Annotated in this window: 11 protein-coding genes and 1 pseudogene; 9 read left to right on the top strand and 3 right to left on the bottom strand. The window is 69.5% G+C overall.

Annotation, left to right across the window (positions count from 1 at the left end; translation table 11 throughout):
- Positions 1-2: 2 nt before the first annotated feature.
- The 3 genes from F5544_RS20985 to F5544_RS20975 all read right to left on the bottom strand — a co-directional run bounded on the left by F5544_RS20985 (position 3) and on the right by F5544_RS20975 (position 1,889).
- On the bottom strand, positions 3-305 hold the full coding sequence (locus tag F5544_RS20985; protein ID WP_167474765.1) for an urease subunit gamma: 303 nt from the start codon (positions 303-305) through the stop codon (positions 3-5).
- 78 nt (positions 306-383) lie between these two features.
- A complete protein-coding gene (locus F5544_RS20980) occupies positions 384-842 on the bottom strand; it encodes a PaaI family thioesterase (RefSeq protein ID WP_167474764.1) in 459 nt (152 codons plus the stop codon).
- A gap of 348 nt (positions 843-1,190) precedes the next feature.
- Positions 1,191-1,889 carry a hypothetical protein gene (locus F5544_RS20975; RefSeq protein ID WP_167474763.1) on the bottom strand — a complete coding sequence of 233 codons (699 nt, stop codon included), beginning with the start codon at positions 1,887-1,889 and terminating at the stop codon, positions 1,191-1,193.
- A gap of 202 nt (positions 1,890-2,091) precedes the next feature.
- Between F5544_RS20975 and F5544_RS20970 the strand changes: the two genes are divergently transcribed.
- From F5544_RS20970 to F5544_RS20930, 9 genes and pseudogenes are all read left to right on the top strand, one after another.
- Complete coding sequence (locus F5544_RS20970; RefSeq protein WP_167479366.1) at positions 2,092-3,069, top strand: FecCD family ABC transporter permease; 978 nt, start codon at positions 2,092-2,094, stop codon at positions 3,067-3,069.
- The gene (locus F5544_RS20965) at positions 3,066-4,154 is read left to right on the top strand and encodes a FecCD family ABC transporter permease (protein ID WP_238847357.1); all 1,089 of its coding nucleotides are present in this window, start codon (positions 3,066-3,068) and stop codon (positions 4,152-4,154) included. The genes F5544_RS20970 and F5544_RS20965 overlap by 4 nt, the downstream gene beginning before the upstream one ends.
- Complete coding sequence (locus F5544_RS20960) at positions 4,151-4,972, top strand: ABC transporter ATP-binding protein (RefSeq protein WP_167474762.1); 822 nt, start codon at positions 4,151-4,153, stop codon at positions 4,970-4,972. The genes F5544_RS20965 and F5544_RS20960 overlap by 4 nt, the downstream gene beginning before the upstream one ends.
- A gap of 63 nt (positions 4,973-5,035) precedes the next feature.
- Complete coding sequence (locus tag F5544_RS20955; RefSeq protein WP_167474761.1) at positions 5,036-5,428, top strand: BlaI/MecI/CopY family transcriptional regulator; 393 nt, start codon at positions 5,036-5,038, stop codon at positions 5,426-5,428.
- A gap of 41 nt (positions 5,429-5,469) precedes the next feature.
- Positions 5,470-6,408: a M56 family metallopeptidase gene (locus tag F5544_RS20950; protein ID WP_167474760.1), complete on the top strand. Its 939-nt coding sequence runs from the start codon at positions 5,470-5,472 to the stop codon at positions 6,406-6,408.
- A gap of 223 nt (positions 6,409-6,631) precedes the next feature.
- A pseudogene (locus tag F5544_RS20945) lies at positions 6,632-8,022 on the top strand (DEAD/DEAH box helicase); the annotation flags it as partial.
- Positions 8,023-8,249: 227 nt separating this feature from the next.
- Positions 8,250-9,095 carry a DMT family transporter gene (locus F5544_RS20940; protein WP_167474759.1) on the top strand — a complete coding sequence of 282 codons (846 nt, stop codon included), beginning with the start codon at positions 8,250-8,252 and terminating at the stop codon, positions 9,093-9,095.
- Between the two features lie 294 nt (positions 9,096-9,389).
- Complete coding sequence (locus tag F5544_RS20935) at positions 9,390-9,857, top strand: GNAT family N-acetyltransferase (RefSeq protein ID WP_167474758.1); 468 nt, start codon at positions 9,390-9,392, stop codon at positions 9,855-9,857.
- Between the two features lie 822 nt (positions 9,858-10,679).
- Positions 10,680-13,559 (top strand): ATP-binding protein, encoded by a 2,880-nt coding sequence (locus F5544_RS20930; protein ID WP_275107062.1) that lies wholly within the window; start codon positions 10,680-10,682, stop codon positions 13,557-13,559.
- Positions 13,560-13,576: the final 17 nt, after the last annotated feature.

Raw genomic sequence — 13,576 nt, 5'->3', positions numbered from 1 at the left:
GCTCAGCCGATCGGATGGTGCACGGTGACCAACTTCGTCCCGTCCGGGAACGTGGCCTCGACCTGGACATCGTGGATCATCTCCGGAACACCTTCCATCACATCCTCCCGGGTGAGAACCGTTCTGCCCGAAGACATCAACTCCGCGACCGAACGCCCGTCCCTGGCGCCCTCCAGCACGTGATCGGTGATCAGCGCGACGGCCTCCGGATGGTTCAGCCGGAGCCCGCGGGCCTGCCTGCGTCTGGCCAGCTCGGCCGCGTAACTCAACAGCAGCCGCTCCTGCTCGTGCGGCGACAGTCGCATCGGGGCTCCTCACCGGGTCGATATGGGGTGACGGACATTCTGGCACGACCGTCCGGCAAACGCCGGACGAGGCGGGTCTCAGTCGCGGTGCGGCAGGTTCTGCAGCCGGACCTGTCCGCGCGCGATGGTGCGGCCGTCGTCGTCGGTGAGCACGACCTGCCACAGCTGCTGCAGTCTGCCGCGATGCAGCGGCGTCGCCTCGCCGTGCACCTTGCCCGCGCGCACCGAGCGCAGGAAATCGGTGTTGTTGTTGACGCCGACGACGGTGCCGGCGTAGCCGTTCGCGTTGTACCAGATGCCCGCGCCGACGCTGGCGAGCGATTCGACGATCGTGCAGTAGACGCCGCCGTTGACGATCCCGGCCAGCTGCAGCAGTTTCGGGCCGACGATCAGCTCGCCGCGCACCGCGTCCGGGCTGAGTTCGGTGAATTTCAGCCCGATTTCGTCGGTGAACGTGCCCGCGCTGAGCTGATTCATCGCATCCGGCGTCACCTCGGCCAGCGAGGCGAACGGCCGATCGGCGGATTGTTGTGTCATGCGATCAGCGTGACAGAGGGCCGGACCGTCCCCGCCCGCGGCCCGGCGTCATCCGGGCGCGACACCGCCGGAGCCGATCCGGCCGCGGCACGAAACTCCAAGGGAGCCAGTGTGATACACGTGCCGCGGCCGGATCGTGAACAGAGTATGACCGTACGGTTCGAATTCACCAGACCGGACGGTCAGTTTTCGATCACCGCGGCATCATTCGCCTGAGAACTAGAGCGACGGGCTCCGCGCGGTGGGAGTACGCGGAGCCCGTCGCGGCACTGGATCGGGGGTCACCGCAGCCCTCGGGACTCGCCTGCGATCCTTACGCCGTGATCAGTATAGGTTAGGCGAACCTAACTACGCAACCCTTCGGGCCGCGAGTCCGCGATGTTCCAGCGCGGCGAGCAGACCCTGCCCGCGACGCGCACCGGCCGCGGCATCGGTGCGCGCCAGCTCCGGCACGTAAGTGGCCGCGCCGACAATGGATTCGCCGACCAACGCCCAGAACCGGCGCGCGCTCAAACCGGCGCAGCGCTCGAGGCCGGCCTGCACCAGCGTCAGCGAGGATTCGCAGCGCTGCGCCAGCCAGACGTACATCGCCCGCTCACACGGCAGCACGAGCGCACCGGGCTCGCCCGCCAGCCGGTCGCCCGGCAGTACGCGAATCGTGGTGTCCGCCAAGCCCGCCCAGTCGATGCCGCCGTCGTTGTCGGTGTGCACCCACAGGTTCTCCAGGCCCGGATCCCACGCCTGCCCCTCGGCCACCAGCAGGGCCGCGACCCGGCCGACCACCGCGTGGATCAGCGCCGTCGCCACCACCTCGGCGGCGACGGCCGGGCTGGTCATCTCCGCGGCGTGGCGGCGGTACATCAGCTCGATCCGCCCCTCGCGCACGCCGTCCGACAGCCGCCACCAACGACGTTTGCCCTGATCGGCCATGGCGGCGACGGCATACACCCGCGGATGTTCCGGTTGCAGCGCGCGCAGCCGGGCACCCGTCCGGCCGAACACCTCCCGCGCGCGGCGAGTTGCGCATGGCGTCATGAGCTCGGGCATCGGACCTCCTCGTCGGACAGTTGCGGTAGGAACATAGGTTAGGCTTACCAGACCTAGCAAGTGCTCAAGTCCAAGCAGAGCGCCACACCACACGAGTCAGGAGTAATTCGTCGCCGTGACCGCATCAGGCACCAGATCACGGAGCGAAACTCCGTCCGTGCGATCGGCACGGTTCACCATCGCGCTCGCGGCGCTGGTCGCGATGGCGGCGATCGGCAGCATCGCGATCGGCGCCAAGAACCTCTCCCCCGTGACGGTTTACGACGCGCTGCATCAGGCGCTCACCTGTCCCGGCGGGCCGTTCCGCTGCCCCGCGCCGTCGGCCGCCGCCGAGATCGTGCGCGGACTTCGCCTGCCGCGCACCGCACTCGCCGCGGTCACCGGATCGGCGCTCGGCATCGCCGGAGCGCTGGTCCAGGGGTACACGCGCAATCCGCTCGCCGATGCCGGTCTGCTCGGAATCAATTCCGGCGCGGCCTTTTTCGCGGCATTGAGCACCTACCTGTTCGGCTTCACCGCACCGGCGCAGTATGTGTGGTTCGCCTTCGCCGGAGCGGCCGTCGCGGGGCTGGTGGTGTTCGGGGTGTCGGCGCTCGGCGCGGGCAAGGCGAGTCCGCTCGCGCTGGTACTCGCGGGCGCCGCGGTGACGGCATTCCTCCAGGCGATGACGAATGCCGTTGTGCTGCTGGACAAGACCGCGCTCGACAGCTACCGGTTCTGGGTGGTCGGCGCGGTCGGCGGGCGCGGCGCGGACGTGTTCTGGCAGGTGCTGCCATTCCTGGTGATCGGCATCGCGTTGGCGGTCGCGGCCGCGCCGAGCCTCAATCTGCTCGGGCTCGGTGATGATGTGGCCCGGGGGCTCGGCGTCGATGTCGGACGCAGCCGCGCACTCGGCTTGACGGCGGTCGTCCTGCTCTGCGGCGCGTCGACCGCCGCCATCGGCCCGATCGCCTTCCTGGGATTGGTTGTGCCGCATATCGCCAGGGCGATCACCGGACCCGACTACCGCAGGCTCATTCCGTATTCCGGTCTGCTCGGCGCGCTTTCGCTGCTCGTCGCCGATACCGTCGGCCGAATCGTCGCCCGCCCAGGCGAACTCCAGGTCGGCGTCGTGCTCGCCGCATTCGGCGCGCCCTGCTTCATCCTGCTCGTCCGCCGCAGGCGGCTGGTGAACCTGTGACCGATACGAAAGCCGGTCCGGTATCCCGAGCCGCCGTTCGACTACCCGGCGCACTGCGCGTCGGCCCGCTGTCGTTGGTGCTGCGGCCACGGCAGGTCGCGATCGTAATCGCCATGGCCGCAGCGCTTTTCGCATTGTTCTGCCTGGATATCACGACCGGGCGGACGCATATTCCGCTCGGCCAGGTGCTCGATGTCCTCAGCGGTGGCGGCACCCGGGCACAGCGGTTCATCATCCTGGATTCCCGCATGCCACGGGCACTCACGGCACTCGTGGTCGGCGCGGCACTCGGACTGGCCGGGGCCATCACGCAATCGATCCTGCACAACCCGCTCGCGAGCCCGGACGTGCTCGGCATCACCTCGGGTGCGAGCCTCGGCGCCGTCGCATTCGGTAGCGGCGCAACGGATTCGATGCTGGGGACACCGCTGGCCGCACTCGCGGGCGGACTGCTCACCGCGGTCGCGATCTATCTGCTCGCGTTCGGCCGCGGCGCATCCGGCGAGCGCGGGGTCGCCGGGCTGAAGCTGGTGCTCATCGGCATCGGCGTGAACGCATTGCTCGTCGCCGGCATCAACTGGCTGCTGACGCGGGCGAGCATCGATGATGCGGCGCGAGTGCAGTTGTGGCTCAACGGATCACTGAATTCCGCCGATACCTCGCGGCTGGTCCCGGCCGCGGTCGCGTTCGGCGTCGTCGCGCTGGTCGCGCTCGGCTCGGCGCGCACGCTCGCGGCGCTGCGGCTCGGCGCGGAAACCACCCGCGGGCTCGGTGTCCGCATACAGACCCAGCAGGCGGTGCTCATCGGCGCCGCGGTCATCGCCGCCGCGGTGGCGACGGCGGCGGTGGGCCCCGTCGGATTCGTCGCGCTCGCCGCGCCGCAGGTGGCCCGGAGGCTGCTGCGCACGCCGGGCGAACCCCTCATCGGATCCGCGCTCACCGGAGCCCTGCTGGTACTCGGCGCCGACGCGCTGTCCCGAACGCTCCCGGTCGAACTGCCGGTCGGCGTGGTGACCGCCGCGTTCGGCGGCCCGTTCCTGCTCTATCTGCTCGTCCGAACGAACCGGAAGGCGACACTCCGATGAACGATCACCGGCTCACCGCCGAGGCCGTCACCCTCGGCTACGGCGATCGGGTCATCGCCGACGGCCTCTCGCTCGATATCACGCCCGGCGTGATCACCACCGTCATCGGACCGAACGGCTGCGGGAAATCCACCCTGCTGCGCGCGCTCGGCCGCCTGCTGCGACCGAGCCAGGGCCGGATCGTGTTGGACGGCAAGGCCATTTCATCGATGAAGACCAGGGATGTGGCCAGGGTGATCGGCCTGCTGCCGCAGTCACCGGTCGCGCCGGAGGGGCTCACCGTCGCCGATCTGGTCGCGCGTGGCCGCCATCCGCATCAGTCCTGGCTGCGGCAATGGTCGGCCACCGACGCGGATTCCGTGCTGACCGCGCTCGAGCAGACCGGCATCGCCGATCTGGCCGACCGCACCCTGGACGAGCTGTCCGGCGGCCAGCGCCAACGCGCCTGGATTTCCATGGCTTTGGCACAGGGCACCGACATCCTGCTGCTCGACGAGCCGACCACCTACCTTGATCTGGCGCATTCGGTGGAGGTGCTGGATCTGGTGGACCGGTTGCACGACGATTACGGGCGCACCGTGGTGATGGTGCTGCACGATCTGAACCTGGCCATCCGCTACAGCGACCAGTTGATCGTGATGTCGCGGGGTCGAGTCGTCGCGCAGGGCGCACCCGCCGATATCATCGACGCCGACCTGCTGCGCGCGGTATTCGGGCTGGACGCCTCGGTGATCGACGACCCGGTATCCGGCCGCCCGATGGTGATTCCGATCGGCGCCAGGCACGTACTTTCGTCGGCCGTGACCAATACCACATAGCAACCGGCCAGTTACGACAGGGTGTAGTACGCAATCGCGTCGTTGAGTCCGTAAACTTGTGGGATGGCAGGACTTGGTGAACTCGAGAAAGCGGTCATGGACCAGTTGTGGTCGAGTGACGAACCACAAACCGTCCGGCAGGTGCACGAGGCCTTGGCCGCCCGCCGCGAGCTCGCGTACACCACGGTGATGACGGTGCTGCAGCGTCTGGCGAAGAAGAATCTGGTGGTACAGCGGCGCGACGACCGCGCCCACCGCTACGCCCCGGTACACACCCGCGACGAACTGGTCGCCAGCTTGATGGTGGACGCGCTGCAACAGGCGGAGGAGGCGGGCAGCCGCGCCGCCGCGCTGGTGCACTTCGTCGAACAGGTCGGTAAGGATGAGGCTGCCGCGTTGCGGGAGGCACTCGCTAAGCTCGAAGCCACCGAGGACGAGGCGAAGCCGCCGCAGTAGACTCCTCGGACCCAGGCCCCACAACGCAGTGAGCTGAGTCGATGAACGCAACCGCGCCGGTATTCGCCGGTCTCGCTTTGCTTCTCGCGGGGCCTGCCCCAGCTCTGCTGGCCCGGGCGACCTGGCCGTACCGGACGCCCCGGGCAGCACTTGTTCTGTGGCAGGCCATCGCGCTGGCCGCCGTGCTCAGCGCCTTCGGTTCCGGACTCGCCATCGCGGCCCAGCTGCTGGTGCCCGGACCCGACGGACGGCCGACCACCTCACCCACCCGGGAGATCGACGTGCTCGGGCTGCCGCTCTGGCTGGCCTACGTCCTGGTCTTCGCGCTCACCCTGCTGGTCGGCGCGCGCCTGATCTGGTCGGTGGTGCGGGTCGGCGTGCACACCCGCAGGCGACGCGCCAAGCACCGCATGCTCGTCGACCTGCTCGATCAGGGCGGTCCCGCGCGCCGCGCCGCCGATATCCGGGTGCTGGCCGCGCCCGAGCCCATCGCCTACTGCCTACCCGGGCTGCGCAGGCGGGTCGTGGTGAGCGCGGGCACCCTGGACAACCTCGACGAGAAAGAGCTCGCCGCGATCATCAGCCACGAGCGCTCCCATCTGCGCGCCCGCCACGATCTGGTGCTCGAGGCGTTCACCGCCGCGCACGAGGCATTTCCCCGCTGGGTGCGCAGTAAGTCGGCGCTGGATTCGGTGAAGTTGCTCATCGAACTGCTCGCCGACGATTCCGCGGTGAAGGTCACCGGTCCGCGTCCGCTGGCTCGCGCCTTGGTCGCCTGTTCCAAGTCGATCGCACCGCAGGGCGCGCTGGCCGTCGGCGGGCCGAGCACGCTCATCCGGATCCAGCGGCTGTCCGGCCCACTCGGCGGTGTGCGCCTTTCCATCGCCGCCTATCTCGCCTCCGCCGCCATTCTGGTGGTGCCGACGCTGGCCGTCGCGATCCCCTGGCTCGAGGAGCTCGGCCGCCTGTTCCGGACCTGAATCCGGAAACTTCCCCACGAACTTCCCCACTCGCCGGATTCGTCCCAGGACCAGGGTGAGCGGTACGCTGAGTGATCGAATCCGATCGGCCCGTTCATGCCCGATCGCCGATTCCACCCCTACTCACCCCGGTTTTGCATCCCCTGCCGGGCCGAACCGCTCGGCTGAACCTAACGAGTTCCGGTACTCCGCCGCGCCGAGGCAACGAAAGGCACCACCCCCTGTGACTTCGACGCCCGTTCCGACCTTCGCCGAGCTCGGCCTGCCCGCCGTGCTCGTCCAGGCATTGCGCCGCGACGGCATCGAAACCCCGTTCCCGATCCAGGCGGCCACCATCGCCGACGCGCTCGCGGCAAGGATGTGCTCGGCCGCGGCCCGACCGGATCGGGTAAAACCCTCGCCTTCGGCCTGCCGATGCTCGCCCGGCTCACCGGTTCGGCCGCGAAGCCACTGCGCCCGCGCGGGCTGGTGCTCGCGCCGACGCGCGAGCTGGTGCTGCAGATCGAACGCGCGCTCGACGAACCCGCGCTCGCGCTCGGCCTGCGGGTGGCCGCCGTGGTCGGCGGCGCGCCGATCAAGCGCCAGGCCGACCGGCTCAACCGCGGCGTCGACCTGCTCATCGCCACCCCGGGACGCCTCGCCGACCTGCTCACCCAGGGCGCGGCGGACCTGTCCGAGGTGCGGATCACCGCCCTCGACGAGGCCGACCACATGGCCGATATGGGATTCCTCCCGCAGGTGACCAAGCTGCTCGACCGCACACCGAAAGACGGTCAGCGCCTGCTGTTCTCGGCCACCCTCGACGGCGAGGTGGACAAGCTGGTCAAGCGGTACCTGCGCGATCCGGTGACCCATTCGACCGCGCCCGCGGCGGCATCGGTGACCACCATGTCGCATCACCTGCTGTACCTGCACAAGGCCGACAAGCGGGCGGTGACCGCGGAGATCGCCGCGCGCGACGGGCTGACCATCATGTTCGTCCGCACCAAGTACGGTGCCGACCGGCTCGCCAAACAGCTTCGGGCCGCGGGGATTTCCGCCGGCGCGCTGCACGGCGGCAAGGCACAGAACAATCGCACCCGGACCCTGGCCGCGTTCGCGGAGGGTGTCACGCCGGTGCTGGTCACCACCGATGTGGCCGCGCGCGGCATCCATGTCGACGGGATTTCCCTGGTGGTGCACGTCGATCCGCCCGCCGAGCCGAAGGCCTACCTGCATCGCGCGGGGCGCACCGCACGGGCGGGTGAGGAAGGCGTCGTCGTCACGCTCGTCACCGACGAGGAACGCGGCGACGTCGAGAAGATGACCCGCAAGGCCGGTGTCGATATCGAGGGCATCGCGGTGCGGCCGGGTGACCGCAAGCTCGTCGAGATCACCGGTGCGCGGCAGCCGAGCGGGATCGCGGTGGCCGCGGCCGCCGCACCCGCCGAGCCCACCCGCACCGTCGGCGCACCCAAGAAATCCCGTAGGCGAGTGAGCGAGCGCGCAGCGGGTACTGCTGTCGTGCGTGATCCGGCGGCGCGTGGCACCGCGCGCGCCGGCAGGACCGCGCGCGAGACGATGGCGTCGGGACCCACGCGCGCAACGGGTGGCGCTCGATCCGCCGCGGGCGGCTCCCGCGGTGCGGGCGAGACCAATCGGTCCGGTTCCGTGGCCCGCACCACCGACGCGCCGAAAACCGGTCGCGCCGTTGGTGGTTCGGCCGGGCGCGGCGGCGCCGCAGCCAAGGCGGCCCGCTCGGGCGGCTTCGGCGCGAACCACGCGACCAGGGGCGACACGCCCGGGCGGGGACGGCGACGCGCCGGGGCGCCCGCACACCGCAACCGAGGGGCAAACTAATTGTGACCGCAAATCCGCCCGCGGCGATCATCTGCGCGTTGATCGCCGCGCTGCTATTCGCCCTCGCGGCCGTCGCACAGCAGACCGCGGCGGCGGCGGTGCCCGAGGACAAACCGCTCGTCGGCGCGCTGCTGCGCAACCCGCGCTGGTGGGCCGGAATCATCGGCGATATCGGCGGCTACGGCATGCAGGTGGTCGCGTTGGCGCTGGGTGCGGTGCTGTTGGTGCAGCCGATCCTGGTGAGCGCGCTGGTTTTCGCGCTGCCGCTGGCCGCGCGGCTCAACGGCAGGCGCATCACGGCACGCACCTGGGCGACCGCCGTCGCGCTCGCGGCCGCGCTCGCCTGCTTCCTGATCATCGGCGATCCGAGTGAGGGCAAAACGACCGCGCCGCTGAGTGCCTGGGTGTTGCCGCTCGGCATTCTGGTCGGACTGGTCACCGCCGCAGCCGTTTTCGGGTTGACCGGCGGTGACCCGAACCGCCGGGCGCTGCTGCTCGGCGCGGCGAGCGGTTCGCTGTACGGGCTGGCCGCCGCACTCACCGAATACGTTTCCGGACTGTTCGAACACGGCGTGGTCCACGTGCTCGGCAGCTGGCAGACCTGGGCGCTGATCGTCGCGGGCATCACCGGATTCTTCTTGCAGCAGAAGGGTTTCCAGGCCGGGCCGCTGGCCGCCTCGCTGCCCGCGGTCACCATCGCCGAACCGCTCGCCGCCGCCTACATCGGCATCACCGTGCTCGACGAGCGTTTCCAAACCAATAGCCTCGGCCTCGTCGGCACCGCCGTCGCCGTAATCGTCATGTGTGCCGCCACAATCCGGCTCTCCCGAGCCCAGGCCGCCGCCTGATCGCCGTTTCCCTGGTTCATGGGCGGCATGAATGGCCCTTCGCGCGTGGACGTGAACTTCCAATAACCGCTATCCCGTTCCGGTACGGCATCACCGTGCTCGACGAACGCTTCCAAATCAATAGCATCGGCTCGCGCACCGTTATCGTCATGTGCGCCATCACAATCCGACCCACTGAGCCCAAGCGGCCGCTTGCTTCCGAAACCGGCTGGTACGCATCGTAATTCGCACCACGATGCCGATCCGGCAGGTTACCTCGCCGGTTCGGCGGTCCGGGCACGGCAGAATTCGAGCATGAACACGATCGAAGTCCGGCCCGCCTCCGATGCCGAACTCCCGGCCGTCGCCGATCTGCGGTGGCGTTGGGCCGCAGAGAATCAGGGTAGGCCCGCCACCACGTATGACGAATTCATCCAGTGGTTCGTCGAGTGGGCGCAGCGCAACACGGAGGGACACCGCTGTCTGGTCGCGGTGCGCGACGAAACCGTCCTCGGCATGGCCTGGTTGGCGACCACTCCCCGAGTACCGAGCCCGCTCGCACTGGTGCGGGCCAGCGGCGACGTGCAATGCGTTTACGTGTGCCCCGAATATCGCAACAGCGGGATCGGCGGCCGGCTCGTCGACGGGATTCTCGCCCTCGCCGAGAGCCTCGGTCTGAAACGGGTCACCGTCCACTCGAGTGAACGGGCGGTCCGCGCCTACACCCGCAGTGGGTTCACCGCCTCACCGCAATTGCTACAGGCCGACCCGCGAAACCATTGAATTACGGCCGACGACCGGGTCTTTCGCGCCGCCACGCCTTCGGACGCGCACCCGCCCAGTTCATGCCGTAGCGCGGATTTGTCGACCGTATTCGTCCATCGGTTCGACGGCCGTTCGCTGCTTCGACGATGCGTCCTGCTGCTCGATGCTCTTGGTTCGACGTGCTGTCGGGAGTCCTCGACGCCGCGGCGAAACCGAGATCAGGGCGCTATTGCTGGGCGGCAAGCGCATGGCTTGGGCGCGGTCGGCCGACCGACCGAACTCGACGGGGCGGCGGTTCTGCGAGACTCGTCGGGTGTGGGTTGGTGTTTTGGGGCCCGTCGAGGTCCGGGACGCGGCGGGAGTGCCGGTGCCGATCGGCGGGGTTCGGGTGCGGATGCTGGTGGCGCGGCTGGCGCTGGCGGCGGGGCGGCCGGTGCCCGTGGAGGTTCTGATCGACGCGTTGTGGGGCGAAGACGTCCCCGCGGACGCGGGTGGCGCGTTGCAGGCGCTGGTCTCGCGGTTGCGGCGGGCGTTGCGCGGGGTCGGCGCGGTCGACTTGGTAGCGGGCGGATATCGGCTCGCGGCCGTCGCGCCCACCCGAGTGACGAGACCTGGAACCGAGGTCGATGCCGACGAGTCGGCCGACACCGCGACGGACCACCCTCCGAACGCTCGGCTTGGCGCCGCCGAACTGGCTGATCTCGAAGCGCGTCGTCACACGAGTGCCGAATTCGGTACCACCGCAACGACCCGCATCCCGGCAAACCATTTCCCCGACGCCGAAACACCGGCCGACACCAGAGCGAACCGTCATAAAAACACCGCAGTCGATGCCGCCCAATCGGCGGCCTTCGAGGTCGATGCCGAGCGCTTCGAGGAACTGGCCGCGCGGGCCGCTCCGAGTTGGCGGCCGGGCAGGCCGGTTCGGCGGCGACACTCGGTGCGGCGCTGGGGCTTTGGCGGGGGCCCGCGCTCGCGGATGTGCTCGAGGCGCCGTTCGCGGGGCCTGCGGCGGCGCGGTTGGCCGAATTGCGGATCGGTGCGGCGGAGGATCGGTTCGATGCCGAACTGCGGCTGGGTAGGCAGGCCGAGGTGTTGTCGGAGCTCACAGCGATGGTGGCGGAGTATCCGATGCGGGAGCGCTTGGCGGGGTTGCGGATTCGCGCGTTGGCGGCGGCCGGGCGGCAGCCGGATGCGCTAGCGGCCTTCGAGGAGATTCGGGCGCGGTTGGGCGACGAACTCGGTATCGATCCGTCCGCCGAACTGCAGGGCATCCAGCTCGCGCTGCTGCGTGGAGAACTCGCGCCCCCACCGCCGCGGACCGCGCCCCGGCTGCCCGCGCAGCTGACCAGCTTCGTCGGCCGGGATCGCGAACTTGCCCTCGTGACAGGGCTTTTGGCGAGCTCGCGGTTCGTCACCATCGTCGGCCCGGGCGGTGCGGGTAAGACCAGGCTGTCGATCGAGGCGGCGGGCCGGTATCCGGCCGAGCGGGTGTGGTTCGTTCCGCTGGCCGAGGCGGGCGCGCCGGACCAGTTGTTCGACGCGGTCGTGGGTGCGCTCGAATCCCTTTCCGGCGCAACCGGTCCGGACCGTACGCCGATCGATCGACTCGTCGAGATGCTCGATACCGGTGCGGCGCTGCTCGTGCTCGACAACTGTGAACACCTGATCGAGACGGCGGCGGCACTCGCGGATCGGCTGCTCATGCGGCTACCCGAGCTGAAAATCCTTGCGACGAGCCGTGAACCGCTTGCCGTCACCGGTGAGGCGCTGTGCCACCTGGATTCGCTCGCACTGCCGCCGCCGACCGCGGAACCCGAGCAGGCGGCGGATTATCCCGCGATCCGGCTCTTCCTGGACCGGGCCACCGCCGTGCGCCCGGGTTTCCGGCTCGACGAGCACACCCTCGGCCCGGTGCGCGAGATCTGCGCCCACCTCGACGGTCTACCGCTGGCGCTGGAACTCGCCGCCGCCAAACTCCGTTCGATGACCGCCGATCAGATCGCCCGCCGTCTGGACGACCGGTTCCGGCTGCTCACCTCCGGCAGCCGCACGGCGCTGCCCCGGCAGCGCACACTGCTCGCGCTGGTCGAATGGAGCTGGGATCTCCTCGACGATCCGGAACGGATACTCGCGGGCCGCATGTCGATATTCTCCGGCGGCGCGAATATCGAAGCGCTGCAAGCTGTTTGCGCGGACGCGGAGCTGGTCGCCGACGATATTCCGTACGTGCTGGACGGCCTCGTCGAGAAGTCGATCGTCCAGGTCGCCGCCGAACCACCGCGATACCGGATGCTCGAAACCGTCCGCGCATATGCCGCGACCCGGATCGGCAGCGAGACAGCCCCGCTCACAACGCGTTTCATCGACCATCTGCTGACCGTCGCCGAGGAGCACGAACCGCTGCTGCGCACCCGCGACCAATTGGACGCGATGGCCGTATTCGACACCGAACACGAGAACATGGTGGCCGCACTCCGATACGCCGAGGACGCGCCCACCACCGCCCGCTTCGCGCGTTCGCTGTTCTGGTACTGGGGCATTCGCGGAATGAGCGCCCAATTCGCTTCGGCCATCGCCGATGTGCTCCGCCTCGGCGACGCACTACCGGCGGCCACCAGGGCGGCATTCCAGGTGATACGGCTCATGGCGGGCGGCCCGGTCATCGAACCCGCCGTCGCTGATCCCGATTCGCAACGCGCACAGGCGCGTTCACTACTCGAGGAAGCCGTCCACGCGGGGGCGGCGGACTTCCACCCCACCGTCCCGCTGTGGATCGCGGTACAGGCCTTCCGCACCGGGAATCCGGATCTGGCCGAACGCCAACTCGCGGAGGCGCTCACCTCGCCCGATCCGTGGGTCCGCGGCAGCGCCCACCTCGCACAGGATCTCGCGCTCACCGAAGGCGGGCAGCAACCGGCGGGCGCCGAAGCCAGGCGGGCGGCCCTGCGCGAATTCGAAATCGTCGGCGACCGTTGGGGTTCGGGTTTCGCCCTGCTGGCACTCGGCAACGATCACGCGCTGCGCGGCGAGCACCCCACCGCCATCGCCGCCTTCGAGCGGGCCGCCGCCTACGCCACCGAACTCGGCACCGAGGACGATGTGCTGCAAAGCCACACCAGGCTGGTGCGGGAACGCCTCCGGGCAGGTGATTTCGCAGGCGCCGCACGGGATATCGATACCACCCGGCGCCTGGCCGCCGAGCGCGGTTACACCCGTGTCGCCGCGGCCATCCTGCTCGACCTCGCCGAATCGCACCGCCGCCGCGGCGATTCGGCCCACGCCGGACAAACCCTCGATCGGGTGCTGAAAAACGTTCGCCACCTGCCCTTCCCGGAGCAGATCGCCCGCGACCAAGTGGCGGCCGCGCGAATGTCGCTGCACCTCACCGAACACGACGCCGCCGCGGCGAGAACCCTGTTGCCCGCCGCCGTCCGCGGCGCATTCGCCCGCGGCGCGGACGCCATCGCGCGGATCGCCGAGCTGCTGGCCGGATTGCTCGCCCTGGAGAACGATCCCACCGGCGCCGCGAACGCACTCGGCCTGAGCCAGATCATTCGCGGTGCGTTCGACGAGGGCGAACCCGAATTGCGCACACTCCGTAGCCAACTCACCGAAAACCTCGGCGCCACCGGTTTCGCCGAGGCATTCCGGCGCGGTCTCGACCTACCCCGCCCGGACGCACTGCACCAACTCGCTGAACTATCGGTGCCCGACTGAGCACAAAACCGAGAACC

This window comes from Nocardia arthritidis (assembly GCF_011801145.1).
GTDB lineage: Bacteria > Actinomycetota > Actinomycetes > Mycobacteriales > Mycobacteriaceae > Nocardia > Nocardia arthritidis_A.
This window is presented reverse-complemented; position numbering and strand designations above follow the sequence as displayed.

What these genes read in the sequence shown, in the direction of transcription:
- F5544_RS20980 (WP_167474764.1), bottom strand. Translation starts at nt 842, where the DNA reads ATGACACAACAATCCGCCGATCGGCCGTTCGCCTCGCTGGCCGAGGTG.
- F5544_RS20935 (WP_167474758.1), top strand. Translation starts at nt 9,390, where the DNA reads ATGAACACGATCGAAGTCCGGCCCGCCTCCGATGCCGAACTCCCGGCC.
- F5544_RS20955 (WP_167474761.1), top strand. Translation starts at nt 5,036, where the DNA reads ATGGCAGGACTTGGTGAACTCGAGAAAGCGGTCATGGACCAGTTGTGG.
- F5544_RS20970 (WP_167479366.1), top strand. Translation starts at nt 2,092, where the DNA reads ATGGCGGCGATCGGCAGCATCGCGATCGGCGCCAAGAACCTCTCCCCC.
- F5544_RS20960 (WP_167474762.1), top strand. Translation starts at nt 4,151, where the DNA reads ATGAACGATCACCGGCTCACCGCCGAGGCCGTCACCCTCGGCTACGGC.
- F5544_RS20985 (WP_167474765.1), bottom strand. Translation starts at nt 305, where the DNA reads ATGCGACTGTCGCCGCACGAGCAGGAGCGGCTGCTGTTGAGTTACGCG.
- F5544_RS20950 (WP_167474760.1), top strand. Translation starts at nt 5,470, where the DNA reads ATGAACGCAACCGCGCCGGTATTCGCCGGTCTCGCTTTGCTTCTCGCG.
- F5544_RS20975 (WP_167474763.1), bottom strand. Translation starts at nt 1,889, where the DNA reads ATGCCCGAGCTCATGACGCCATGCGCAACTCGCCGCGCGCGGGAGGTG.